The 24813-nt window shown below is 70.3% G+C and carries 24 protein-coding genes; 7 read left to right on the plus strand and 17 right to left on the minus strand.

What is annotated here, in order from left to right:
• Positions 1 to 76: 76 nt before the first annotated feature.
• The gene (locus I6I07_RS22210) at positions 77 to 877 is read right to left on the minus strand and encodes an AraC family transcriptional regulator (RefSeq protein ID WP_006395325.1); all 801 of its coding nucleotides are present in this window, start codon (positions 875 to 877) and stop codon (positions 77 to 79) included.
• A gap of 171 nt (positions 878 to 1048) precedes the next feature.
• Here I6I07_RS22210 and I6I07_RS22215 point away from each other — a divergent pair, with 171 nt between their 5' ends.
• Positions 1049 to 3193, plus strand: coding sequence for a TonB-dependent siderophore receptor (locus tag I6I07_RS22215; protein ID WP_198483742.1), 2145 nt, complete (start codon positions 1049 to 1051; stop codon positions 3191 to 3193).
• Positions 3194 to 3259: 66 nt separating this feature from the next.
• Here the strand turns inward: I6I07_RS22215 and I6I07_RS22220 are convergent, their stop codons facing one another.
• The 6 genes from I6I07_RS22220 to I6I07_RS22245 all read right to left on the minus strand — a co-directional run bounded on the left by I6I07_RS22220 (position 3260) and on the right by I6I07_RS22245 (position 7431).
• Entirely contained in the window at positions 3260 to 4078 is an 819-nt protein-coding gene (locus I6I07_RS22220) for an RsiV family protein (RefSeq protein WP_198483743.1), read from the minus strand.
• A gap of 64 nt (positions 4079 to 4142) precedes the next feature.
• The gene (locus I6I07_RS22225; protein ID WP_006385314.1) at positions 4143 to 4919 is read right to left on the minus strand and encodes a lipoate--protein ligase family protein; all 777 of its coding nucleotides are present in this window, start codon (positions 4917 to 4919) and stop codon (positions 4143 to 4145) included.
• Positions 4916 to 5191 carry a lipoate protein ligase C-terminal domain-containing protein gene (locus tag I6I07_RS22230; RefSeq protein ID WP_006395321.1) on the minus strand — a complete coding sequence of 92 codons (276 nt, stop codon included), beginning with the start codon at positions 5189 to 5191 and terminating at the stop codon, positions 4916 to 4918. Before I6I07_RS22230 ends, I6I07_RS22225 begins: the two co-directional genes overlap by 4 nt.
• 41 nt (positions 5192 to 5232) lie before the next feature.
• Entirely contained in the window at positions 5233 to 5697 is a 465-nt protein-coding gene (locus I6I07_RS22235; RefSeq protein ID WP_198483744.1) for a GNAT family N-acetyltransferase, read from the minus strand.
• Positions 5698 to 5708: 11 nt separating this feature from the next.
• Positions 5709 to 6407 (minus strand): glutathione S-transferase N-terminal domain-containing protein, encoded by a 699-nt coding sequence (locus I6I07_RS22240; RefSeq protein WP_198483745.1) that lies wholly within the window; start codon positions 6405 to 6407, stop codon positions 5709 to 5711.
• 124 nt (positions 6408 to 6531) lie between these two features.
• The gene (locus I6I07_RS22245; RefSeq protein ID WP_198483746.1) at positions 6532 to 7431 is read right to left on the minus strand and encodes a DMT family transporter; all 900 of its coding nucleotides are present in this window, start codon (positions 7429 to 7431) and stop codon (positions 6532 to 6534) included.
• A 122-nt stretch (positions 7432 to 7553) separates the two neighbouring features.
• Here I6I07_RS22245 and I6I07_RS22250 point away from each other — a divergent pair, with 122 nt between their 5' ends.
• Positions 7554 to 8021, plus strand: a complete 468-nt coding sequence (locus I6I07_RS22250) for an Lrp/AsnC family transcriptional regulator (RefSeq protein WP_198483747.1) — start codon at positions 7554 to 7556, stop codon at positions 8019 to 8021.
• A 36-nt stretch (positions 8022 to 8057) separates the two neighbouring features.
• Here I6I07_RS22250 and I6I07_RS22255 read toward each other — a convergent pair whose 3' ends face one another.
• From I6I07_RS22255 to I6I07_RS22270, 4 genes are all read right to left on the minus strand, one after another.
• On the minus strand, positions 8058 to 8552 hold the full coding sequence (locus I6I07_RS22255; RefSeq protein ID WP_198483748.1) for a glutathione peroxidase: 495 nt from the start codon (positions 8550 to 8552) through the stop codon (positions 8058 to 8060).
• A 15-nt stretch (positions 8553 to 8567) separates the two neighbouring features.
• On the minus strand, positions 8568 to 9770 hold the full coding sequence (locus tag I6I07_RS22260; protein ID WP_061071037.1) for an MFS transporter: 1203 nt from the start codon (positions 9768 to 9770) through the stop codon (positions 8568 to 8570).
• Positions 9771 to 9900: 130 nt separating this feature from the next.
• Positions 9901 to 11103 carry a DUF1501 domain-containing protein gene (locus I6I07_RS22265; RefSeq protein ID WP_198483749.1) on the minus strand — a complete coding sequence of 401 codons (1203 nt, stop codon included), beginning with the start codon at positions 11101 to 11103 and terminating at the stop codon, positions 9901 to 9903.
• A 23-nt stretch (positions 11104 to 11126) separates the two neighbouring features.
• Entirely contained in the window at positions 11127 to 12710 is a 1584-nt protein-coding gene (locus I6I07_RS22270) for a DUF1800 domain-containing protein (RefSeq protein ID WP_198483750.1), read from the minus strand.
• Between the two features lie 268 nt (positions 12711 to 12978).
• Here I6I07_RS22270 and I6I07_RS22275 point away from each other — a divergent pair, with 268 nt between their 5' ends.
• Complete coding sequence (locus tag I6I07_RS22275; protein ID WP_080977441.1) at positions 12979 to 13311, plus strand: hypothetical protein; 333 nt, start codon at positions 12979 to 12981, stop codon at positions 13309 to 13311.
• A 24-nt stretch (positions 13312 to 13335) separates the two neighbouring features.
• Here I6I07_RS22275 and I6I07_RS22280 read toward each other — a convergent pair whose 3' ends face one another.
• On the minus strand, positions 13336 to 14208 hold the full coding sequence (locus tag I6I07_RS22280) for a LysR substrate-binding domain-containing protein (protein ID WP_198483751.1): 873 nt from the start codon (positions 14206 to 14208) through the stop codon (positions 13336 to 13338).
• Between the two features lie 76 nt (positions 14209 to 14284).
• Here I6I07_RS22280 and I6I07_RS22285 point away from each other — a divergent pair, with 76 nt between their 5' ends.
• Genes I6I07_RS22285 through I6I07_RS22295 form a run of 3 tightly spaced genes read left to right on the plus strand, consistent with a single transcriptional unit; the run spans position 14285 to position 17204 of the window.
• Positions 14285 to 15430, plus strand: a complete 1146-nt coding sequence (locus I6I07_RS22285) for a four-carbon acid sugar kinase family protein (protein ID WP_198483752.1) — start codon at positions 14285 to 14287, stop codon at positions 15428 to 15430.
• On the plus strand, positions 15427 to 16452 hold the full coding sequence (pdxA, locus tag I6I07_RS22290; protein ID WP_198483753.1) for a 4-hydroxythreonine-4-phosphate dehydrogenase PdxA: 1026 nt from the start codon (positions 15427 to 15429) through the stop codon (positions 16450 to 16452). Before I6I07_RS22285 ends, pdxA begins: the two co-directional genes overlap by 4 nt.
• 38 nt (positions 16453 to 16490) lie before the next feature.
• Positions 16491 to 17204, plus strand: a complete 714-nt coding sequence (locus tag I6I07_RS22295; RefSeq protein ID WP_198483754.1) for a 4-hydroxythreonine-4-phosphate dehydrogenase — start codon at positions 16491 to 16493, stop codon at positions 17202 to 17204.
• Positions 17205 to 17224: 20 nt separating this feature from the next.
• Here I6I07_RS22295 and I6I07_RS22300 read toward each other — a convergent pair whose 3' ends face one another.
• Together I6I07_RS22300 and phrB are read right to left on the minus strand one after the other, a co-directional pair.
• A complete protein-coding gene (locus I6I07_RS22300) occupies positions 17225 to 18916 on the minus strand; it encodes a PAS domain-containing methyl-accepting chemotaxis protein (RefSeq protein ID WP_198483755.1) in 1692 nt (563 codons plus the stop codon).
• Between the two features lie 166 nt (positions 18917 to 19082).
• Complete coding sequence (phrB, locus tag I6I07_RS22305; protein WP_198483756.1) at positions 19083 to 20501, minus strand: deoxyribodipyrimidine photo-lyase; 1419 nt, start codon at positions 20499 to 20501, stop codon at positions 19083 to 19085.
• A gap of 304 nt (positions 20502 to 20805) precedes the next feature.
• Between phrB and I6I07_RS22310 the strand changes: the two genes are divergently transcribed.
• On the plus strand, positions 20806 to 22254 hold the full coding sequence (locus tag I6I07_RS22310) for a CoA transferase (protein WP_198483757.1): 1449 nt from the start codon (positions 20806 to 20808) through the stop codon (positions 22252 to 22254).
• Positions 22255 to 22348: 94 nt separating this feature from the next.
• Here the strand turns inward: I6I07_RS22310 and I6I07_RS22315 are convergent, their stop codons facing one another.
• The 3 genes from I6I07_RS22315 to I6I07_RS22325 all read right to left on the minus strand — a co-directional run bounded on the left by I6I07_RS22315 (position 22349) and on the right by I6I07_RS22325 (position 24576).
• Positions 22349 to 22888, minus strand: a complete 540-nt coding sequence (locus tag I6I07_RS22315) for a peroxiredoxin (protein ID WP_054435473.1) — start codon at positions 22886 to 22888, stop codon at positions 22349 to 22351.
• Positions 22889 to 23105: 217 nt separating this feature from the next.
• Complete coding sequence (locus I6I07_RS31750) at positions 23106 to 24401, minus strand: YXWGXW repeat-containing protein (protein WP_232625685.1); 1296 nt, start codon at positions 24399 to 24401, stop codon at positions 23106 to 23108.
• Between the two features lie 31 nt (positions 24402 to 24432).
• Positions 24433 to 24576, minus strand: a complete 144-nt coding sequence (locus I6I07_RS22325; RefSeq protein ID WP_006390060.1) for a hypothetical protein — start codon at positions 24574 to 24576, stop codon at positions 24433 to 24435.
• Positions 24577 to 24813: the final 237 nt, after the last annotated feature.

A 24813-nucleotide genomic window follows, 5' to 3' on the forward strand; every position in this document is an offset into this window, starting at 1 on the left:
CAAACCGCCCCGCAAGGGGCGGTTTGCTTTCGGGGCGCCGGGATGCATGGAGCAAGCCGGATGCGGTTCCCTGGCGCTATGCCGGCCTGACCGCCGCTAGCCGCAGATAGCGCTGGGGCGCGGCGCCAAGCGCGCGCCGGAACATGGCGCTGAAGGCATTGGCGTTGGCATAGCCCATGCCGCGCGCCACGCGGGCCACGGGTTCGCCCAGCGACAACTGGCACACGGCCTCGGCCAGCCGCAGTTGCTGGCGCCACTGGCCGAAGGTCAGGCCGGTTTCGCGCTTGAACAGCCGTCCCAGGGTGCGGATGCTGGCGCCGGCCTGGGTGCTCAGCAGTTCCAGGGTGTCGTTGTTGGCGGGCATGTGCATCAGGGTTTCGCAGACCTTCAGCAGGCGTTTGTCTTGCGGCAGGGGCAGCTTGCCCTGTTCGACCACCGGCGCCTCGCGCAACTGACGCAGCAGCAAGGGCACGATCAACGCGGCATTGCTGTCCGGCGCGTATTCGCGCGCATCGCGCAGCATGCCGCCGATGAGCTCGCGCAGCAAGGCGCCCACCTCGATCTGGCGGCAGACGGTCCAGAGCCACGGGGCGGTGTCGGGTTCGACACGCAGCGACCGCATCTTGACGGCGCCCACCATGTGCAGTTCGTGGTCCACGCCCGGCGCGATCCAGAGCGCGTGCAGCGGGGCGAGCGTCCAGGCGCCTTGCGAGGTGAGCACGCGCACCACGCCCTGGATGGCGTGCACCAATTGGCCCTGTTCATGGCTGTGCCAGATCTCGCGTTCGCCGTGGGCGTAATCGTGGGCGTGGGCAATGACCGGCCGGGGCAGGCGTTGGTAGCCGGTGGCGAAACGCTGCCGCCAGAGTGAGTCCATGGCAAATCGCTTTGATCAAAAAAGATGTGAAAGCGCCAGAAATTGGCCGGTTTGCGGCGGAATTTGGCTCCCTGCATTCTAGTTTAAATATTTAAATACTAATCATTGTTATTTGATGTTTATCTAGCGGCTGCCCGGCAGGGGTGGCCCGCCCATTGGAGAATGCCAAGCATGTTTGCAGGACTGACGCGATGCCCGCTGGCGGCATCCACGCTGGCGCTCGCCTTGGCGGCGTGCTGGACGGTGTCCGCCGCCGCCCAGGAAGCCCGCCAATTGCCCGCGATCACGGTAACGGCCGGCGCGGCCGCAGAGAAGGCCGACGGCCCCGCGCCCGGCGTGGTGGCCAGCCGCAGCGGCGTGGGCAGCAAGACGGACACGGCCCTGATCGATACGCCGCAGTCGGTATCGGTGGTGACGCGTGACCTGATGGACGCGCAGGCCGCGCAAACGGTGGACCAGGCGCTGCGCTACGTGCCGGCGGTGTACAGCCAGGACAATGACCTGCGTTTTGACCAGCTGCGCATCCGTGGTTTTGACGCCGATTCGTATCTGGACGGCATGAAGCTGAACCGTACCACCTGGTTCGCCACGCCACGCATCGACCCGTATTTCCTGGAACGCATGGACGTGCTGCGCGGCCCTTCATCGGTGCTGTACGGCCAGGCGAGCCCGGGCGGCGTGGTGGACATGGTGACCAAGCGCCCCACCAGCGAGCCGCTGCATTCGGTGGAGTTCGGCATTGGCAACCACCAGCGCTACCAGATGGGCTTTGATTTCGGCGGCCCGGTGGACGAGGACGGCAAGTGGCTGTATCGCGTGACGGGGCTGGGACGCGACGCCAATACCCAGACCGACCACGTCAAGGAACAACGCGTGGGCATCGCGCCGGCGCTGACCTGGCGGCCCAGCGGCGACACCAGCCTGACGCTGCTGGCCAGCTACCAGTACGACCCCGAGGGCGGGCTGTTCAACCCCGTGCCGGCCTACGGCACCGCGCTGTGGAACCCCAACGGCCGGCTGCGCCCGGACGCCTATCTGGGCGATCCGGACCGCGACCGCTTCAAGCGCACGCAGTATTCGGTGGGCTACCTGCTCGAGCATCGCTTCAGCGACGCCTTGCAGGTGCGCCAGAACGTGCGCTATCTGCGAGACGATATCGACTACTACCAGACGTCGCTGTCCAGCCCGCTGGGGCCGGACCGGCGATCGGCCTATATGTGGGCCAACGTCAACAAGGAACACCTGTCGCAATTCACGATCGACAACCAGGCGCAGCTGGACTTCCAGACCGGGGCGCTGCGGCACACGCTGCTTGCGGGGGTGGACTACCAGTACCTGGAAAATGACATCCGCCGCGGCGGGCAGTATTTCGGCGCCAACCCGATCAATGTGTACGACCCGGACTACAGCGGATTTCCGCGGGTGCCTGTCACGGTCAACCAGACCACCCGCCTGACGCAGCTGGGCGGCTACCTGCAGGAGCAGCTGCGCTGGGACCGCTGGCTGCTGACCGTGGGCGGGCGCCAGGACTACGCGCGTACCGACGACACGCAGCGCGACGCGCAGACCGGCGCGCGCACCGCGTCCACCGATACGGGCGACCACGCTTTCACCTGGCGCGCGGGCCTGAACTACAAGTTCGACAACGGCATCTCGCCCTACGTCAGCTATTCCACTTCGTTCCAGCCGCAGAGCGGCAACGACGCGAGCGGCGCGCCGTTCGTGCCGACGCGCGGCAAGCAGTACGAGGTAGGGGTGAAGTTCCAGCCGGCCAACGTGCGCAGCTTCGCCACGGTGGCGCTGTATGACCTGCGCCAGACCAACGTGCTGACGGCCGATCCGCAGCGGCCGCAGTTTTCGGTGCAGTCCGGGGAAATCCGTTCACGCGGGCTGGAGCTGGAAGCACACGCCGAATTGACGCGCGAGCTGAGCCTGGTGGCATCCTATGCCTACATGGACAACGTCGTCACCAAGGCCAACGACGCCAGCCAGGGCAAGCATCCCACCGGCGTACCCAAGCACATGGCGTCGGTCTGGACCGACTACACCATCCATGGGGGCGACCTGAACGGGCTGGGCTTTGGCGGCGGCGTGCGCTATCTCGGCAAGACGTACGGCTCGGTCGACAACACCTTCACCTTGCCCGGGCGCGTGCTGGTGGATGCGGCGGTGCACTACGACACCGGCCGCTGGCGCTTTGGCCTGAACGCCAGCAACCTGTTCAACAAGCAGTACCTGGCCTACTGCAACAGCACCATGATCTGCTACTGGGGCGCGAGCCGCACGCTGCTGGCCACGGCCCGGTACCAGTGGTGAGGATCCGCTGAACGCGACGGCGGCCTTGATGTACAAGGCCGCCGTCTTGCCTGAACGCCTGCCGCATCAGGACTTCGGCAGCAGTTCCGGCTTGAGGATGCCGCGCAGGTCGGCGTAGGGGATGCTCAGCTCGGGCTCGCCGTACGAGTACGGCGCGATCGAGTAGGCGTCGTACTTGACCACGATGCCGTCGCGCGTGAGCGCGAAGTTGTCGCTTTCCTGGAACGGCCACATCTTGCCGTAGGCCGCCGGGTCGCGCTTGGCGTCGCTGTTGCCGGCCAGCCACTTGGCGTGGGCGCGCTGCAGCGCGGCGACGTATTCGGCGCGGCGGCCGGGGATCAGGGCCTCGTCCAGCGCCATGACGCGGCCGCGGCTGCGTTCCCAGTTCAGGTACTGGGTGGCGGGGATGCCGTGCGCCGCGCCGGTCAGGAACTGCTCGGTGTGCAGCTCGATCGAGACGATGTCGCCGATGGCGTCCTTGACGCTGGCCTTGAAGAAGGTGGCGTCGCGCGGGCGCGCGGTGGACCAGAAGTACTGCGTGTATTCCGACAGCGTCTCGTAGGGGCCGCGGCGGTTGGCGTCGGTGCCGGTCATGTAGGCCAGCACGTGGTCGACCAGCGCGGTCAGCTTCGGGATGCCGGGAAAGGCCACGCTGTCGATCTCGATGCGCGGGCAGTCGCCCTTGCAGTCGGGCTTGTTGGACGCCCACTTGATGCGCTCGGTGGCGAGGTCGCCGATCTTTTCGGGCGTGGCCGTGCTGGCGGCCGCCGTCGGCGACTCCAGCGTGATGTTGGCGGGGGGCGAACTGCCGCAGCCGGCCAATGCCAGCAGGGCGGCTCCCAGGACCGCGGCGGACAGGCCGCGCGGCATACGGGGACGACGCATTGAACTACCTCCAGAAAACCCGGCCGCGCGCGGGCGCGGCCGTCCAACGGTTACCCGCGGCGGATCAGGGAACGACCGCGGTCCATTCGGGCGTGGAGAACTTCTCGGCGGCCTGGGCCTCGGCCTGCGCCAGCGTGGCGGCGCCCAGCTGGCCCGGCGTCAGCCGGTGCAGGCTGGCGAAGGTATCCACCATGCGCTGGATGATGACCTCGCGCGCCAGCCCGGTCTGGGTGCGCAGCGGGTCGACGCGCTTCTTGGCGCTGGTGGTGCCCTTGTCCGACAGTTTCTCACGCCCGATGCGCAAGACTTCCACCATTTTATCGGCGTCGATGTCGTAGGACATGGTGACGTGGTGCAGCACCGCGCCGGCGCGGCGCGCCTGGGCGGCGCCGCCGATCTTGCCGATGTCCGAGGCGATGTCGTTGAGCGGCTGGTACCAGGCCTTGATGCCCAGCCCCTGCAGCGCCTGCAGCACCCAGGCGTCCAGGAACGCATAGCTTTCCTGGAAGCTCATGCCGTGCACCAGCGCCTGCGGCGCGCTCAGCGAATAGGTGATGCTGTTGCCCGGCTCGATGAACATCGCGCCGCCGCCGCTGACGCGGCGCACGACCTCGATGCCGTGGCGCCGGGCGCCCTCGGGGTCGACTTCGTTCTTGAGCGATTGGAAGCGGCCGATCACGACCGCGGGCGCCGACCATTCCCAGATGCGCAGGGTGGGCGGGCGCGTGCCGGCGCCGACTTCGTCGGTGATGACGGCGTCCAGCGCCATGTGCAGCGCGGGGCGCTGCGGGGCTTCGTGGATCAGTTGCCAGTCGTAGTCGTTCCAGTCGGTGCGCGTCATGCCAGCGCCCTCCGCAGCACCACCGCCACGGCCTCGGCCGAGAAGCCGAACATTTCGGTATTGGCGGGCAGCGCCGACTGCACCGCCAGCGCCAGTTCCAGCTCGCCGGCGTCGGCGGGCAGGCCGTTCAGGCCGGCGTTGATGGCTTCCAGCGCTTCCGGCGGTTCGAGAAAGAAATCACCGCTGATGCGGACATCGGCCAGGCGGCCGTCGCGGACTTCCAGGTCCGCGACCACCAGCTTGCCGCCGGGGACTTTGTATTCGCCGTGCATGGGGCGCTCCTTTGATAATCAGGGCCTGCGCCGGGCGGCGGCTACAGGCTCAGTTTCATGCCGTCGTGACTGGCCTTGAACCCGAGGCTTTCATAGAAGCGACGGGCGTCGGGCCGGGCGCGGTCGGTGGTCAGCTGCACCATCTCGCATCCCTGCGAGCGGCATTGCTCGATGGCCCACTCGAACATGGCGCGCCCCAGGCCCTGGCCGCGCGAGGACGAGGCGATGCGCACGCTCTCGATCTGTCCGCGCCATTGGCCCAGCCGCGACAGGCCGGGTATGAACGATAACTGCAAACAGCCGACCAGGCGCGCGTCGCGCTCGACCACCGCGAAGAACTGGTTCGGGTCCTGCTCGATGGCGGCAAAAGCCGCAGTGTAGCGGGGGTTGAGCGGAATCGAGGGATCTTCGCGCCTGGCGCCCAGTTCGTCGTCGGCCAGCATGGCCACGATGTCGGGCAGGTCGTCGGCGCGGGCGCGGCGGAAACGCAAGGGGGAATCGGTCATCGCGGCCTCGCTCAGCGCACGTTCCGGGCGGACTGGCCGAACAGGATGCGGTGCGATTCGTCGTCGCTGACGGACGGCGCGGTGTTGACCTTGTCGGCCAGCGCGTAGGCGCGCTGCACGGCCGGGCGGGCGGCGATGGCGTCGAACCAGCGCTTCAGGTGCGGAAAGTCGTTCAGGTCCTGGCCCTGCTTGGCGTGCGGCACGATCCAGGGGTAGGCGGCCATGTCGGCGATGGAGTAGTCGCCGGCGACGAATTCGCGGTCGGCCAGGCGCTTGTTCAGCACGCCGTAGAGGCGGTTGGTTTCCTTGACGTAGCGTTCGATGGCGTAGGGGATGCGCTCGGGCGCGTAGCCGGAGAAGTGGTGGTTCTGGCCGGCCATGGGGCCCAGGCCGCCCATCTGCCAGAACAGCCATTGCGAGACCTCGGCGCGGCCGCGCAGGTCGGCGGGCAGGAAGCGGCCGGTCTTTTCGGCCAGGTACTGCAGGATGGCGCCGGATTCGAACAGCGACAGCGGCGCGCCGCCGTCGGCGGGCTGCTGGTCGACGATGGCCGGAATGCGGTTGTTGGGCGCGATGGCCAGGAACGCGGGCTTGAACTGGTCGCCCTTGCTGATGTTGACCGGGTGGATCTCGTACGGCAGCCCGGCTTCTTCCAGGAAAATCGTGATCTTGTGGCCGTTCGGGGTGGTCCAGTAATAGAGATCGATCATGGGGATTCCTCAGCGTCTTGGCGCCGCCGGCCAATGCCGGCGGATCGGAAGGCCCATGATAGCGGCGCGCGGGGCGGGCGGCCGAATACCCGGGGGCGCGGTGCGGGTTTGGCCCGCGGCCGGGTCAGGCCGCGCCGGGCCGGGCGCCGCCGCGCAGGCGCCACTGCCAGTTCAGGCTGACGCCGGCGGCCGCCACGAAGATCATCGCCACGCCCAGCACCTGGGTGGCGTCCATGCGGTGGCCGTACACCACCAGGTCCAGCAGGATCGCCACGGCCGGGTAGATGAAGCTGAGGGCGGCGGTCGAGGTGGTGGGCAGCTTCTGGATCGCCGAATACATCAGGATGTACATCAGGCAGGTGTGGACCAGGCCCAGCGCCACCAGGTAGCCCCATTGCAGCGGCGCGGCGGGCAGCGCCTGGAAGTCGGCCATGGGCAGCAGCATCACCGCGCCCAGCGTCACCTGCACCAGCGCCAGCACCTGCGGCGGGATGCCCTTCAGGCGCTTGACGATGACGGCGGTGATGCCATAGAGGGCCGCCGCGCCCAGCCCCAGCAGCAGGCCCGACAGATAGGCGTCGCCGCCGCTGTGGTCGGTGAGCTTGAGCACCAGCAGCAGGCCGGCGAAGGCGATCACCGACCACGCCAGCTTGCCGCGCGTGGGGCGTTCGCCCAGGAACAGCGCGCCCAGGCCGATCAGGAAGAAGGGCTGCACGTTGTAGACGGCGGTGGCCAGCGAGATCGACGCCAGGCGGTAGGCCGAGAACAGCAGCACCCAGTTCAGCACCAGCGCGGCGCCGGCGGCCAGGGCCAGCGCCAGCGTGCGGGCCGTGAACAGGCCGGGCTTGAGCAGGCCGCGGGCCCAGCAGTACAGGAACAGCGACAGCGCGCCGAAGACGCAGCGGAAGAACACCACGTTCCAGGCGCTCTGGCCGGATTCGAGGACGAACACGCCCAGGGTGCCGGACAGGGTCATGGCGGCGGCCATCTGGACCAGGCCGAGGCGATCGGAAGAGGGGGACATGGAAGGCTCCAGGGGACCGTGCGGTCCGCGATTCGATGGAGAAATTATCCCAGGCCGATCGGGCCGGTTATATGATGTTGCTGCGGCAGATTCGTCGTTGAACCTTCGTTCGGGTGGAATTTATGCAGAATGACCTAAAGAATGAAAGCCCGGTCCTGGATGGTATCGATCGCCGCCTGGTGGAGATGCTGACGGCCAACGCGCGCACCACCACCGCCGACCTGGCGCGCCAGGTCGGCATGTCCGCGCCGAGCGTGGCCGACCGCTTGCGGCGGCTGGAGGAATCGGGCGTGATCCGCGCCTATACCCTGGACGTGGACCCGGTGGCGCTGGGCTACACGCTCGAGGCAATCGTGCGCATCCGGCCGCTGCCGGGCCAGTTGCGGCGGGTCGAGGGGCTGATCCAGGAGATCCCGCAATTCGTGGAATGCGACAAGGTCACGGGCGACGACTGCTTCATCGCGCGCGTGGTGCTGCGCTCGATCACCCACCTGGACGGCATCCTGGAGCGCGTGACCGAGTTCGCCGAGACCAACACCGCCATCATCAAGGCGCACACCGTGCGCCGCCGCCTGCCGCCGTTGCGCTGAACGGCCGGCGCGGCGCGCCCGCCGGGCCGGAGCCTGTCAGGCGGCGGGCGCCGCCAGGGCGCGGACGATGTCGTCCTTCAGGCCGGCCGGCGTGTCGGTGGGGGCGTAGCGCTTGATCACCTGGCCATCGCGGCCCACCAGGAATTTGGTGAAGTTCCACTTGATGCCCTCGGTGCCGAAGACGCCGGGCTTTTCGCCCTTGAGCCAGCGGTACAGCGGGTCGGCGTCGGCGCCATTGACGTCGATCTTGGCGAACAGCGGGAAGGTGATGTCGTACTGCGTGGTGCAGAAGTCGAGGATCTCGGCCTCGTTGCCCGGCTCCTGGCGGCCGAACTGGTCGCAGGGAAAGCCCAGCACCGTCAGGCCGTCTTCGCGCAGGGCGCGGTACAGCGCTTCCAGGCCCGAATACTGTGGCGTGAAGCCGCATTTCGAGGCCACGTTCACCACCAGCAGCACCCGGCCGCGGTAGGCGGCCAGCGGCTGGTCGGCGCCGTGGATGTCGCGGGTCGAGAAATCGTAGATCGTGCTCATGCGGGCTCCTTGGGGTCAGGCGTCGGAACGGGACGAGGCCAGCGCGCCGGGTTGCGGCGGCTGCGCCATCCCGGCGTGGCGCCCATAGTAGCGCGTGCCCCACAGGGTCAGCAGCAACACCGCCGCGGTGATGGCGGCCGACATCCACGGCAGGTCGGTCAGCGGCAGGCCGTGGCCCAGTGCCAGGCTGCCGAGCCAGGCGCCGCCGGCGTTGCCCAGGTTGAAGGCGCCCTGGTTCAGGGTCGAGGCGAGGTTGGGCGCCTCGGCCGCCTGGTCCACGATCAGCGTCTGCAGCAGCGGCACCACGGCAAAGCCCAGCGTGCCCCAGATGAAGGTCATCACCAGCATCGGCGCCAGCGCGTGGATGGCCTGGCTGAGCGCCAGGAACACCAGCAGCAGGCCCAGGAAGATGCGGCGCAGCGACACTTCCAGGTTGCGGTCGCCCAGCTTGCCGCCGAGCGTGCTGCCCACGGTGAGCGCGACGCCGAACAGCAGCAGCACGCCGGTCACGCCGCGTTCGGACACGCCGGTGATGTCGCGCAGGATCGGCGCGATATAGGTCAGCACGCAGAACAGCGCGGCCGAGGCCAGCACGCTGGCCAGCAGCGGCCACAGCACGCGCACGTCGCGCAGCACGCGGAACTCGCGCAGGATGTTGCCGGGTTGCATGGGAATGCGGCCGGGCAGCCAGGCCGCCAGCGCCGCGACCGCGGCCAGGCCGATGCCGCTGACCACCCAGAAGGTCGAGCGCCAGCCCGCCACCTGGCCCAGCGCGGTGCCCAGCGGCACGCCCAGCACGTTGGCCAGCGTCAGCCCGGTGAACATCAGCGCGATGGCGCTGGAGCGCTGGTGGCGCGGCACCAGGTCGGCCGCCACCACCGCGCCGATGCCGAAGAAGGCGCCATGGCAGAAGGCGGTGAAGACGCGCGCGGCCATCAGCGTGGCGTAACCCGGCGCCAGCGCACAGAGCAGGTTGCCCAGCACGAAGGTGCTGGCCAGGCCGATCAGCGTGGCCTTGCGCGGCAGGCGCGCGGTGATGATGGCCATGATGGGCGCGCCGATCACCACGCCCATGGCGTAGCCCGTGATCAGCAGGCCGGCGATGTCGATACTGACGTCCAGGTCGGCGGCAACGTTGGGCAAGAGGCCCATGATGACGAATTCGCTGGTGCCGATGCCGAAAGCGGCGGCGGCCAGCGCGATGAGATGCAGGGGCATGTAAAACCGGGGAGAGGGCCGGGCGCACGGGGCCGCGGCGACAGGGAAGGGTGCGCGGATTTTAGAGCAGCCGCCCGCGCGCGCCGCCGCAAATCCCTGTTGCCGATGCGGGTATACCCTTGGTCCGCGTTCAGACCAGTTTCAGGTCCAGCGGCGTGGTGCCCGGGAACACCTGTGCCAGCCGGGCCGGCGGCAGGCCGTACAGGCGCGAGAACAGGCCGGCGAACAGCGCGCGGTATTCATTGAGCACCGGGTAGTCGCGGTCCTGGAACAGGGTCTCGCGTTTGACCGGGACCTGGCGGCCGGCGATGCGGCCGCCTTGCACATTGCCGCCCAGCACCCAGTAGACCGTGCCGTGGCCGTGGTCGGTGCCCTTGTTGCCGTTTTCGCGGAAGGTGCGGCCGAATTCGCTGATGACGACGACCGTGGCCTGTTTCCAGGCCGGGCCCATGGCATCGGCGTAGCCGGCCAGCGCCCGGCCCAGCTGGCCGAGCCGGTTGGCCAGCATGCCGCTGGCGCCGCCCTGGCCGACGTGCGTGTCCCAGCCGCCGACGTCGACGAAGCCCAGGTTGTAGCTGTCGCGCATGAAGCGGCCGATGCGGCGCGCTTCCTGCTCCAGCCTGTCGGCCGACACGGCGTTGCCGCTGGCGGCCTCCATTTCGGCGTCGAGTTCGGCGCGCGTGGCGCCCATGATGCGCTGGCCCTCGGCGACCGAGGCGCCCAGGTCGGTGTGCTGGTACATGGCGGCGATGGCGCGGTTGTCGGCCTCGGACAGGCGCGATTTGCGGGCCGCGCCGCCCAGGTCGATGTTGGGCACGCGCTCGGCGCCGCGGAAGATCTGCGGCACCTCGGAGGTGAAGGCGGCCGCCTGCATGCCCTTGCCGTCGAGCGCGGCGGCCAGGCGGTTCAGGAAGCCCGAGCGGAAGTCGCCGTTCCTGTCGCGGGCCGCGCCCTGGCCGAGTTCGATGCGGTTCTGGGTCTCGAAGTGGCTGCGGCTGGTGTCGTCGGTGCCGGCGAACGGCACGAAGGCCAGCTGGCGCTTCTGGTAGAAGGGCATCAGGCTCTCGGCCAGCGCCGGGTGCAGGGCCCAGCCGTCGGCCAGGGGCAGGGCGGCGCCGGCGCCGCTGCCGGGCCTGGCGATGGCGATGCTCGGGCGCGACTCGTAATAGAAGTCGCTGTTGGCGGGCACCAGCAGGCTGGCGGCGTCGTAGGCGCCGCGCATGAAGACGACCAGCAGCTTGTTGTTGGCGGCGGCTGGCGCGGCGTACAGGCGGCTGGCGCCGAAGACGAGCGGCGCCGAGGCCATGAGTTGCAGTATGCGGCGGCGATCCATGGGGTTTCTCCTGCGGCGGCGGCTCAGCGCCGCATGAATTCGGGCGAGGCCAGCAGATAGGTGTTGGCGTCCTTGGGGTTCTTCGCCTGCGCGATGGCGTCGCGGGTGGCGGGCGACAGGCGCGAGAACAGGCCGTCGGCGGCGTTCTCGCGCAGCAGGTCGGGCAGGCGCGGCAATTCCACCGGCCCCTTGTCGTCGCCCTCGCGGTAGAAGGCCTGGGGCGCGGCGGCGATGGCGCGCGCCACTTCGAAGCGCGCGGTCATCTGGCCCGAGCCGGCCCAGTCCGACTGCGCCTGCGGATAGCCGTCGGGCGTCAGGCGCTGGTTCAGCGGCTGGCCCAGCTGCCTGAGCATGGCCATGGCCGGGCGCGGATTGGCGATGGGGGGCAGGTCGGCGTAGGTCAGCCGCAAGGCCGAATACACGTAATGCACGGGGTCCTTGAACACGCCGGCCTTGAGCGACTGCGTGAATTCCGGTGAGCCGTACAGCGTCTGCAACGTGGCGGCGATGTCGCCGTCGCTGACCAGGAAGGTCCGCGCCATCTTGTCGATGACCGAGGCGGGCGGCGCGTCGCCCATGAAGTAGGCGGCCAGCTTGGCACTGATGAAGCGCGCGGTGGCGGGATGGCGCGCCAGCAGGTCCACGGCCTCGTCGACCTCGGCCAGGCCGGCGCCGCGGATGGCGTGGCCCAGGAACTGCTTGTCGCCGTAGTCGTGGCGCGCCGGGTTGAACAGGAACAGACCGTCCAGCACCACCTGGCCGCGCAGCGCGGGCCGGACCTTGGGCGGGCCCGCCTGGTTGTGGATGCCCAGGCCGGTGAGGATGCGCGCCAGTTCCTGCACGTCGGCCTGGGTGTAGCCGCCCTTGACGCCCAGCGTGTGCAGTTCCATCAGTTCGCGCGCGTAGTTCTCATTGATGTGGCCGGCGGCGTTCTGGGTGTTGTCCAGGTACGCCAGCATCGCCGGCGAACGCAGCGTGGCCGCCAGCAGGTCGCGGAACTTGCCGAGCGCGTGCGGGCGGATGGCGCGTTCCTCGTATTGGTCGATATAGGTGCCGACGTCGTTCTTGGCCGCGTAGACGTTGAAGTGGTTCATCCAGAACCAGGTCATCTGCTCCTGCAGCTGGTTGGGCGAGTACAGCGCGCGGTAGAGCGCGCGGCTGGCGGTGTCGTCGGCGCGCTGGCGCGAAATGGCGCGGGCGTCGCGCTGGGCCTCCTGCTTGCGGCCGGGGTCGGCGTCCTTGGTGTTCTGGCGCAGGCCGCGCTGTTCGGCGTGCGCGTCCTCGGCGCTCTGGCGCGAGATCGACAGCGCGTCGATGCGCTGCTGCACGGCGGCGGGCAGGCGCGCCCTGGGATCGGGATGCAGTTGCGCCTGCAGATAGCGCTGCGGACCGAGTTCGCGCATGCGCGCCAGCTCGGCCGGGGTGGCGCCCCAGGTGATGCGGTTGACCAGCGCGGCGTCGAGCGCCTGGGCCTCGGCGTCGTGGCCGTTGGCGGCGGCGTTGGGCGCGGCGGGCGGCGCGGCCAGCAGCGGGGCGGCAAGCGCCAGGGCCGCCAGCGGCGGCAGCCGGGGCGCCAGGCGGCGCAGGAAGAGGCGCATGTTCGGCATGAAGCGGCACCTTGCGGGTTGACGGTTGCGGCCTGCCGTCAGCAGGCGGTCAGGGTCGGCCGCGCGAGACGCGGCGGGCCCTGAGCGTGTGACAGGATAGTCGCACCGCCATTCCCGTCGCGACGCCGCTTGAAACGCAAGGAAACCGATGCTTGTGCAATGCGCCGCCGCTTTCCCTGCGCGGCGCGGGGCCATTGCCGCCGATGCGCGGCCAGCGGCCTATCATGTGCCATCGCAGTCAGCGCAATCGGCGCAAAGGAGGCCGGCCATGCGGGAAATGATCGATCGTCTGGAAACCATGTTGGCCAAGGGCACCGACAACATGTTGTTGCGGTTTTCGCTGGGCAAGGCCTACGCCGAGCAGGAGTGCTACGGCGACGCGGAGACGCACCTGCGCGCCTCGCTGGTGTTCGATCCGGCCTACTCGGTGGCCTGGAAATGGCTGGGCAAGGCCTGCCTCGGCCGCGGCGACAAGGCCGGCGCCCGCGCCGCCTGGGAATCGGGCCTGAAGGCCGCGCAGGCGCGCGGCGACAAACAGGTCGAAAAGGAATTGCTGGTGTTCATCAAGCGGCTCGACAAGGACGCCGCCGTGCCGCAATAACGGCGCCCGGATCCGTCCTTCGCGTCAGGCCTCGGCCACCGCCTCGGCCAGCCACCGCTTCAACGCCGCCAGCGCCGGCGCCGCGCCCGCCGGGGCGCCGCGCGACTCGATCAAGCCATAGTGCGAGCCGTCCGGGGCGAATCCGGCCGGCGCGACCAGCCGCCCGCTGCGCAGGTCGTCCAGCGCCAGCAGGCGCGGACTGAGCGCCACGCCCAGGCCGGCGGCGGCCGCTTCCACCATCAGGAAATGATGATCCAGGTGACGGCTGGCGCGCGGCGCGGGATGCCCCGCCTGGCGCAGCCAGTCGTCCCAGGCGCGCGGCCGGGTGCGCGAAGACAGCGCCACGTAGTCGCCGGCCTCGAACGCGGGCAACAGCGACGGGGCCATCACCGGCCCCATGCTCTCCGCCATCAGCGGGGTGACGATCCAGTCGGGATGCACCGGGAAATCCAGGCGCCGCAGCGCCAGCGCGACCTGGTCGCGGGCGAAGTCCAGCGGTCCGCCGCCGACCGACAGATGCAGCTCGATGTCCGGGTGCCGGTCCTGGAACCGCGACAGGCGCGGAATCAACCAGCGCATGGCGATCGAACGTTCACACGACAGCACCACGGGGCGCTGCGCGTCGCGCGCCTGCAAGGTGTCGATGGCGTCGTGGATCAGCGCCAGCGCCCGGCCCATGGACGAGGCCAGCAAGCGGCCGTCGGCGGTGACGCGCAGGCCGCGTCCGGCCGGTTCGACCAGCGTCAGGCCCAGGTCGTCGGCCAGCTTGGTCACGCGGCGGCTGACCGCCCCATGGGTCAGCGACAGTTCGTCGGCGGCGGCGCGCACGGAACCCAGGCGCGCCACCGCCTCGAAGGCGCGCAGGTCGTTCAACGAGGGACGGCGGGTAGAGGTCATTGGTGATGATAGATCACGAATAAACGTCAGAAATGATGGATTTTCCTGGCGGGTGATCTGCATTTTAATCACCGGTATGAACACACCGGAATCGTTATCCCGACAAGTCGGCATCATTGCCGACGACCTGACCAGCGCCGCCGATGGCGCCGGCCCGTTCCTGCCCTGGGCCGGTTCGGCGCGGGTGCATCGGGGCGCCGCCGCGCCGGCGGGTGAGCGCGTGCTGTCGGTCGACACCGGCAGCCGCGGGCAGGCCGAAGCCGGCGCCGTGGACGCGGTGGCGCGGGCCGCCGCCGCGCTGGCCGGGCGCGGCATTCTCTACAAGACCCTGGATTCCACCCTGCGCGGCCACGTCCGGGCGGAACTGGCCGCGGCGCTGGACGCCAGCGGGCGGCGCCTGCTGGTGGTGGCGCCGGCCTTTCCCGAGGCTGGGCGCGTGACGCGCGGCGGTATCCAGTACGTGCATGGCGAGCGGGTCGACGCCAGCGTCTATGCCGCCGATCCGGTGCATCCGGCGCGCACCGCGCGCCTGCTCGACCTGATCGATCCGGCCTGCGGGCCGGCCCGGGTGGTGGCCGAGGACGCGGACGCGGCGCAATTGCGTGACGCCGCGCGCAACGCCAGGGTGCTGGTGCTGGACGCCACCACGCAGGCGACGCTGGACGAACGGGTCGCGCAATTGTGGACGCACGGCTCCTGCCTGTGGGCCGGGTCTCCCGGCCTGGCCCGGGCGCTGGCGGCGCGCTGCGGCGACGCGGCTCCCGGCCTGGCGCGGCCGCCGCGCGCGCGCCGGGTGCTGGTGGTGATCGGCAGCGCCAACCCGGCCAGCCGGGAGCAAGGCGCGGCCCTGCGGGCCGCCGGCGCGCAGGTGGCGGACCGCGCGGACGAGATCGCCCCGGACGCCGGGCTGGCGTGCCTGATGGCGCCCGCCACGGCGCGGGCCGATCCGGCGGCGGTGCTGTCGGCGCTGGTGCGGCAGGCCATGCTCGCGCTGGCGTCGCATCGGTTCGACGGCCTGATCGCGACCGGCGGCGACACCCTGGCCGCGCTGCTCGACGCGCTGGCCATCGACGCATTTACCTTGACCTGCGAACTGGCGCCCGGCTTTCCCGCCGGAACGGCCGATTGCGCGGGTCGGCAACTGGCAATCGCCATGAAGGCGGGCGGCTTCGGCGGCCCCGAGGCCTTGCGCGACGCCGCCCGGAGACTGCTGTGCCGATGAATCCTTCCCCCGTGCGCGCCGAACGGCCCGTGCCTGCCTTGCCCATGGCCATCACCCTGGGCGACCCCGCCGGCATCGGGCCGGAGATCGTCGCCAGGACGCTGCTGTTGCCGGGTTACGCCGAGCGCTGCGTGGCGGTGGGCGATCCCGCCGTCATGGCGCGCGCGTTGGCGCCGCTGGGCGCGGCCGCGCGGCTGCGGGTGGTGGCCGACGTGGCCGACGCCGAGTTGCGGCCGGACCGCGTCTGCCTGGTGCCGTCGTCCGCGCTGCCGTCGCCGCCGCCATTCGGCCGGGTCGGCGCGGACTGTGGCCGGGCGGCGTACCAGGCCATCTGCCTGGCCATCGACCTGGCGCGCCAGGGGCGGGTGGCCGGCATCGTCACCGCGCCGATCCACAAGGAAGCGCTGGCCGCGGCCGGAGTGCCGTATCCCGGCCATACCGAGATCCTGGCAGAGCGTGGCGGCGCGGAGCGCGTGGCGATGATGCTGGCCAACGACGCCATCGCCACGGTGCTGGTCACCATTCATTGTTCGCTGCGCCAGGCCATCGAGCGCGCCGACTTCGAGGCGCAGTTGTCGGCGATCCGGCTGGCCCACCAGGGCGGCCGCGCGCTTGGCGCGCCGGCGCCGCGCGTGGCGGTGGCCGGCCTGAATCCGCATGCCGGCGAGGGCGGCCTGTTCGGCGACGAGGAGCAGCGCATCATCCGGCCGGCGATCGAGGCCGCGCGCCGCGAAGGCATCGACGCCAGCGGCCCGTGGCCGGGCGACACGGTCTTCATGCAGGCGCGGCAGGGACGCTTCGACGTGGTGGTGGCGCAGTACCACGACCAGGGCCTGATCCCGGTGAAGTACCTGGGCCTGGAGCAGGGCGTGAACATCACCCTGGGGCTGCCGTTCGTGCGCACCAGTCCCGACCACGGCACCGCGTTCGACATTGCCGGGCAGGGCATCGCCGACCCGTCCAGCCTGCGGGCCGCCATCGACCACGCCTTCCGGCTCGCCGCCCACGCGGCGGCCGCGTGAACCCCGCGCCGTTTCAGCCAATGGTTTCAGCCAATGGCTTGAGCGCTACATTCGAACCCTTCATCATCCAGGACATCATGCCCGCCGACTTCATCTTCATGCTGACCCGCAACGACCGCACCGTGGCGGACGCCGACGCCCACCTGGACACGGCGCTCGCGTGCGGGGTGCGCCACATCGGCTTCAAGGACATCGGCCAGCCGCTGCCGGTATTGCGGCGGCTCAACCGCGCCATCCGCGAGGCGGGCGCGCGCAGCTACCTGGAAGTGGTGTCGCAGGACCGCGACAGCGAGCTGGCGTCGGTGCGCGCCGCGCTGGAACTGGGCGTCGACTGTCTGCTGGGCGGCACGCACGCGGCCGACGCGCTGCCGCTGCTGGCGGACTCGCGCATCCGCTACTACCCGTTTCCCGGCCAGGTCCACGGGCATCCCAGCATCCTGGGCGGCTCGCGCGAGGACATCGCGCGCAGCGCCGCGCAACTGGCCGGCCTGCCCGGCGTGCATGGGCTGGACCTGCTGGCCTATCGCGCCAGCGTCGACGTGCCGGCGCTGATGGCGCAGGTATGCGCCGCGGGCGCGCCGGTGATCGTGGCCGGCTCGCTCGACACGCCCGAGCGCATCCGGGCGGCGTGCCGCGCCGGGGCGGCGGGGTTCACGGTGGGCACGGCGGCGCTGGATGGCCGCTTTGCCGCCGCGCGCGCCGGACTGGCGGGCCAGCTGGCGGCGATCCAGGCGGCCGCGGCCGGCGCCTGAGCGCCGGCGACAGGCGGGCCTTACGAGGCGCGCTGTTCCAGCAACGGCTGGCCCTGACGCGGCGAGGCGATCAGCGCCGCCGGCGCCGGCGCGGGAGCGCGCTTGGGCAGCACGGTCTGGGCGCTGGCGATGCGGAACACCTCGATGGCGTGGCGCAGCTGCGCGCCGCGCGTGCGCAGGTTGTCCACCGCCAGGCTGGCCTGTTCCACCCGCGCCGCGTTGCTCTGCGCGGCGCTGTCGGTTTCCGAGATGGTGCGGCTGACGTTGTCGATGCCGGTGTGCTGCTCGTTCGAGGTGGCCGCGATCTCGTTGACGATCTGGGTCACCTGGCGCACCGACTCGACGATGTCCAGCATCGCTTCGCCGGCGCGCTCGACGTGGCGCACGCCGTCCTCGACCTTGTGGTTCGAGGTCTCGATCAGTTCCTTGATCTCGCGCGCGGCGGTGGCGCTCTTCTGCGCCAGGCTGCGCACTTCGGACGCCACCACCGCGAACCCCTTGCCGGCCTCGCCGGCGCGGGCCGCCTCGACCGCGGCGTTCAGCGCCAGGATGTTGGTCTGGAAGGCGATGCCGTCGATGATGCCGACGATCTCGCTGATGCGCGAGGTGCTTTGCACGATGCCCTGCATCGCCTGCACCGCCTCATCCACCACCTGTCCGCCGCGCCGCGCCACGTCGGAGGCCTGGCTGGCCATCTGGTCGGCGCCGTGCGCGTTGGTGGCGGTCTGCTTCACGGTGGACGCCAGCTGTTCCATGCTGGCCGCGGCTTCCTCCAGCGAGGCGGCCTGGCGCTGCGTGTGGGCCGACAGGTCGGCGTTGCCGTCGGCGATCTCGGCGGCCGAGGTCAGCGCGCTTTCGATGCCGTTGTGGACGTCGCGGGTGATGCTGACCAGGCTCTTGCGCATCACTTCCAGCGAGAATTTCAGGGCGCCGATCTCGTCGCGGATGCTGGCCGGTGGCAGCGGCGTGCTGAGGTTGCCGGCGGCGATCTGGCGGGTGAAGTCGGTGGCGGTGACCAGCAGGCCGGTGATCGAGCGGGCAAAGCCCCAGCCCGAGGCGAAGATCAGGATCACGCCGCCGGCCAGCATGGCCGCCGCCAGCGCGATCTCCTCGGTGCTCATGCGATCGAGCATGCCGTACAGCGCCACGCCGGCCGCGCCCAGGAACAGCGCCGAGGCCAGCATGGCCCAGGCCAGCATGCGCGAACGCACGCCGGTCAGGCGCCAGATCTTGAGCCGCGCCAACACGCCGCGCAGGCCGGTCGGCTTGACCTGGCCGCGGCTCAGTCTGAAGCCGCGCGCGACCCCGGCGCGCAGTTGCCGGTAGGCGGCGTCCGCGGCGTCGATCTGGGCGCGGGTCGGCTTGACCCGCACCGAGGCATAACAGACCGTCTCGCCGCGCTCGATGATGGGGGTGACGTTGGCCAGCACCCAATAAAAGCCGCCGTCCTTGCGGCGGTTCTTGACCACCCCGGTCCAGGATTCGCCGCGCTGGATGGTACGCCACAGGTCCTCGAACGCCTCTTCCGGCATGTCGGGGTGGCGCACGATGTTGTGGGCGGCGCCCACCAGTTCCTCGCGGGTGAAGCCGCTGACCTCCACGAACGCGGGATTGGCGTAGATGATGCGGCCGCGGGCGTCGGTGCGCGAGATCAGGTACTGCTCGTCGTGAAGCGTGTATTCCTTGTCGTAGACCGGCTGGTTGTTGCGCATGCGTCTTTCGTCCTGTGATGGGCGGGGGCGTGTTGCTGCCGGATCATCGGGGACGGGCGATATCGCCGGGTTGATCTACATCAAGACATTTTGAAACGATGCGAAACGTAAACGGCCGCGAAAGGTCGCGGCCGTGATGTGATGAACGATTTTGGCCGGCGAGGCGTCAGGCCTTGGGCAGGTTGCCGAAGGCTTCCAGCGCGCGCAGGCGGCTCTGCGGCAGGTCGACGATGGGCATGGGATAGCCGGCCGCCGCGCGCTCCATCGGGCTGGGATCGTGGATGGCGTTGTCGTCCAGGTGGGCCAGCTCGGGCAGCCATTCGCGCAGGAATTCGCCGCGCGGATCGAACTTGCGCGACTGCGACAGCGGATTGAAGACGCGGAAGTAGGGCACCGAATCGGCGCCGGTGGACGCGCTCCATTGCCAGCCGCCGTTGTTGGCCGCCAGGTCGCCGTCGACCAGGTGCGCCATGAACCAGGCCTCGCCCTCGCGCCAGTCGATCAGCAGGTTCTTGGACAGGAACATGGCCGTGACCATGCGCAGCCGGTTGTGCATCCAGCCCAGCGCCAGCAGCTGGCGCATGGCGGCGTCGACGATCGGCAGGCCGGTGCGGCCTTCCTGCCAGGCGCGCAGGTCGTCGGGCGCGTCGCGCCAGGGCACCGCGGCGGTTTCCGGTTTCATCGGCTGGTGCATCGACAGCGTCGGGCAGGCCGCCAGCAAGTGCTGGTAGAACTCGCGCCACAGCAGTTCGTTGATCCAGGTGGCGGCGCCGGCGTTGCCGCTTTCCAGCTCGCCGTGGTTGGCGGCCTGCGCCGCGCGCAGCGCCTGGCCCGGCGACAGCACGCCGGCCGCCAGGTAGGGCGACAGGCAACTGGTGGCCGGCAGGCTGGGAAAGTCGCGTTGGTCGCGATAGGCGTCGATGACGCCGTCGGCGAAGGCGTCCAGCCGGTCGCCGGCCGCGCTCTCGCCGGCGGGCCACAGCGCGCGGATGGCGTCGCTGGCGGGCGCGTAGCCGTCGAAGGCGTCCGGCAGCGGGTCGGCCGCCCAGGCCGGCGCGGCCTGCGACTTGGGCGCCGGCACCGCGCGCAGCGGGGCGCTGCGCAAGCGTTCGCGGCAGGCGCGCGCATACGGGGTGTAGACGCGGTAGCAATCGCCCTTGCCGGTCACCACGGTGCCGGGACGCAGCAGCGACGCGCCGTGGTGCAGCTTCCAGTCGATGTCGGCCTCGGCCAGCCGCTGCGCCACGGCGTCGTCGCGGCGGCGCTCGTTCACGGCCCATTCGGTATTGGCGTGGACCTGCGCGATGTCGTGCTCGCGGCAGAACCCGGCCAGCGCCTCCGGCACCTGGTCCCAGGCGTCCAGCGTCAGCAGCTTCAGCGGAATACCCAGGCGGCCCAGGTCCTGCGACAGTTCGCGCAGGTTGCGCAGCCAGAAATCGACCTTGGCCGGGGCGTCGCCATGGTGGCGCCATTGGGCCGGCGCCGCGATGAACAGGGCGGTGACCGTGCCCGCCTGCGCCGCGGCCGCCAGGGCGGGGTTGTCGTGCAGGCGCAGGTCGGTGCGCAGCCAGATCAGGGTATGCATGAGGGCGGTCGGTCCGGAAAAGAGGCGGCGGGAGGGCGCGGCAAGGCTGGCATTCTATCGCGCCGGCCGGCGCCTCCGCGTTGGCCCGGCAGGCTGCCCACACCATGTAAAAACTACGAGTAGATGTGACGGCGCCGGCGGCCGGCGGTGCGCCGGCGGACACAGGGGCGGCGCGCGCGGGCCCCGGGGAAATCGGCAAAAACGCCGGTCAAACCATGAAACACGCTGGCGCTCCCGGCATATTGACGCAGCCACGCCCAGCGCCATGTAATTCATTCAACGCCAAAGTAAAAAGACAAACGCCATGGGACATCTGATGGATTTTCGCGCGTCCTTCCTGAGGGGACGCTCATCCGCCACCAAGACGCCACGCGACGTCTTGCAACAGCTCTGGCGTTCGCTCGACCTGCCGGACGAGTCGCTCGAGCACGCGGTGCTGATTGGCGCCGAACCGGTGCTGCCATCGTCCTTCGCGGTGGGCACCGCGGCGCAGGTCAGCATGGCGGCGGCGGCCCTGGCCGCGGCCGAGCTCTGGCACCTGCGGGGCGGCGAGCGGCAGCAGGTCGGCGTCGATATGCTGCACGCCGCCCAGGAATGCCGCAGCCATTTCCTGATCAACGGCGCCGCGCCCGATCCGCGCGATCCGATCACCGGCGTCTACCGCTGCGGTGACGGTGGCTGGGTCCGCATCCACGCCAATTTTCCGCACCATCGCGACGGCGCCCTGGCCTTGCTGGGCTGTCCGACCGGCGACGGCGCCACCCGCGAAGCGGTCGAGCAGGCGCTGGGCCGCTGGCGCGCGCAGGACTTCGAGCAGGTGGCGGCGGACGCCGGCATGGTGGTCACCGCCATGCGCAGCTTCGACGAATGGGATCGCCATCCCCAGGGCCAGGCGATCGCGGCGCAGCCGCTGCTGACGATCGAGCGCATCGGCGAGGCCGACCCGCGGCCCCTGCCCAAGTACGGGCATGATGCGCGCCCGCTGCAGGACATCCGCGTGCTGGACCTGACCCGCATCATCGCCGGTCCGGTCTGTGGCCGGGCCCTGGCGGCCTATGGCGCGGACGTGATGCTGGTGAATTCGCCGCACCTGCCCAACATCGCCAACCTGATCGACACCAGCCGCGGCAAGCTGTCGGTGCACGCCGACCTGGACACCGCCGATGGCCGCATCGCGCTGGCCAACCTGTTGCGCAGCGCGCATGTCCTGGTGCAAGGCTACCGCCCCGGCGGCATGGCCGCGCTCGGCTTCGGCCCGCAAGACGCGGCGCGCCTGCGCCCGGGCATCGTTTACGTGTCCCTGACCGCCTATGGCGCCACCGGCCCGTGGGCCAACCGGCGCGGCTTCGATTCATTGGTGCAGACCGCCGCCGGCTTCAACCACGCGGAAGCCGAGGCGGCCGGCCAGGACGCGCCCCGGGCGCTGCCGATGCAGATCCTGGATCACGCCTCGGGTTACCTGATGGCGTTCGGCGCGCAGGTGGCGCTGGCGCGCCAGGCCACCGAGGGCGGCAGCTGGCACGTGCGGGTGTCGCTGGCGCAGACCGCGCACTGGCTGCGCACGCTGGGTCGCGTCGAGGGCGGGCTGAACCGCGCCATGCCGGGTTTCGAAGGCCTGATGGAAACGGAGCCGTCGGGCTTTGGTGAATTGATCGCGATGCGCCATGCGGCGCAGTTCTCGCTCACGCCGGCGCGCTGGACCCGGCCGTCCAACCCGCCCGGCACGCATCCGACGGTGTGGCCGTTCAATTGACGACATCGCGGCCGCCGGTCCCGGACGGGCCGGGGCTTCTGAAGGAATAAAAAAGGGAGGGCTTCGGCCCTCCCTTTTTTTCACGGCGGCGGCGTTATTTCTTGCCGGCCTTCCAGTCGCGCAGCGCCTTCATGGTGTTGGTGACGTGCGCCTCGGGATTCATGTTGGTGTATTCGTACAGGATCTTGCCTTCGGGCGAGATCACGTAGGACACGCGTTGGGCGCGATCGGGGCGCGCGTCCAGCACCGCGTCGTAGGCCTTCATGATCTTGCCGTCGCCGTCGGCCGCCACCGCGAACTTGCTGCGGCATTCGCTGACCGAGAATTTGTTCAGGGTGTCGATGTCGTCGGCCGAGACGCCGATGACGGTGGCGCCCAGCGACTTGTATTCGTCGGTGGCCTCGGCGAAGTCATGGGCCTCGATGGTGCAGCCTTTGCTGAAGGCCGCCGGATAGAAATACAGCACCACCGGGCCTTGCTTGAGGGCTTCGGCCAGCTTGAAGGTGAACACGTTGCCACCGAGAGAGGCCTGGGTGCTGAAGTCGGGGGCGGGCGCGCCGACGTTGAGCGCGGCGTGGGCGGCGGTGCCGGCCAGCAGGCCGCAGGCGAGGAACAGGGGGGCAAGGCGCTTCATGGGAGTCTCCGGTAAACGCCGCGCGGCAAGGCGGCGTCAAGGCTTCCACTGTAGCCGCGCCGCCCGCCGGAAGCCAGCCCGAAGGTTGTCAGCGCAGTGTCAGTCGATGCGATGTCGGACCGGTTCGGGTGGTCGATCCGGGGGCGGCCGGCGTGGCTGGCGCGGGATCGATGCAGACCCCGCACGGGCCACGCGGCTTGGCCGCGCGGCCCGGTCGTCATTCGCGGCCGCGTTCGTGCGGCGCGCCGCCGCGGTCGCCGCCGCGCGGCGCCTCGTGGCCTCCCTGCGGACGGCCGCCACCGCCGCCGCCCGCGTGTTGCGGGCTGGCTTGCGGCGGCCGGCTTTCGGGCCGGTTCTGCGGCGCGGCGCGGTGTTCGCGCGCGGCGGCCTGGGCCAGGTTGTCAGGCGGCGGGCCGGTGCGCGGCGCCGGTTGCGGACGCGCCTGCGGCTGGGCTTGCGGCTGGGCCTGCGGGGCCGGTCCGCGCGCGGGCGGGGCGGCCTGCGGCGAGCCATGGAATTGGCCCTGGGGCTGCGCCTGCGGGCCACGCGGCTGGCCCGGGGCCTCGGCCTGCGGCGCGCGTCCCGGACCGGGCTGCTGCGCCTGGGGCGGCGTGCGCGCCTGCCCGGGGGCCGCGCCTGCCGGCATGGCGGCCGGATTGCCGCGATTCATGTCCGGCCGCGCGCCGGGCGCGGCGCCATTGGGGCCGTTGCCCGGGCCGCCGCCGGGGCGTTGGCCCTGCGGCGGCGCATGGTCGACGAAGGCTTGCGGCGGACGTCCCTGGTTGCGGTCGAAGAACTGGGCGCGGTTGCCGCCGGCATCGCGGGCGAAGCCGCGTTGCAAGTCGGTGGGCGGACGGTGCGGCTCGTTGCGCGCGGCAACCTCGCGCGGATCGGCCCGGCGCTGGATGCCCGCCGGACCGCCGTTGTAGCTGACGCGGTGGTTGTCGATATTGTTGTTGACCACCACCGTGTGGTTGTAGACGTTGGTGACGCGGGTGACGTTGATGTTGGTCACGGCGCGGTTGTAGAAGAACCGGTCGTGGTTCCAATAACCGCCGACGTAGCCGATGCCGATATAACCAAAACCATAGTTGATGCCGCCATAGAAGCCGATATGCGGCCCCCAGTAGCCGGCGTGCCACAGGTAGATGCCGTCGACGAAGCCCCAGTAGCCCGGCGTCCACAGCGCGCCGGTGTAGGGCGCCAGCACCCACGCGCCAGGCACCCAGAAGTAGCCGTAGCGGTTCAGGCTCCAGTAACCCGGCACCCACATGTAGCCGTCGCCGGGGGCGGGCGGCTGCGTGTAGACCGGCAGGGGCGGCGGCGGTTGCGGACTGCGTTCGATCGGCGCGAGGTTGGCATTGGACGGGTCGCCGTTGTCGTAGGCCGGCGCGGCTGGAGCGGGTGGCGCGGGCGGTGGCGCGTAGGTCTGCGCCATCGCGCCCGCGCAGACCGTCATCAGGATGGCGGCGGCCAGCGGACGCAAATGGGGAATCCTGGCGGTGGCATTCATGGCATTTCCTTTGCGCGATGGGGCGCGCGGATCAATAGCCGTGGTAGTAGTAATGCGGCGCAGGGTAATAGTAATAGGCGGGCGCCGGCCGGTAGTACGCCGGACGCGCCGGCACCACCACGCAACCGGAAAGGGCGCTGGCCATCGCCAGCATCAACAGAATCGTCTTCTTCATTCGGGATCTCCTGCCGAGCGCCTGGCGTGCGTCACGCCTTCCTTGGGCTCGTAGGGATTAGGCCATGGCCGCGGGGGCGAGTTCTGGCGCTGTAATGGATCCGAAACAGCTTTCGCGTGACGGATGTTTGCGCCGGCGTGACCGTTGATGTCGTTCGTAGCAATTGTTCCGGCGAGGTTGGGCCTGCTGCGGACGCCCATGAAAAAAGGCCGCCTCGCGGCGGCCTTCCAGGTTGGC

Source organism: Achromobacter deleyi, from assembly GCF_016127315.1.
Classification (GTDB): domain Bacteria; phylum Pseudomonadota; class Gammaproteobacteria; order Burkholderiales; family Burkholderiaceae_B; genus Achromobacter; species Achromobacter insuavis_A.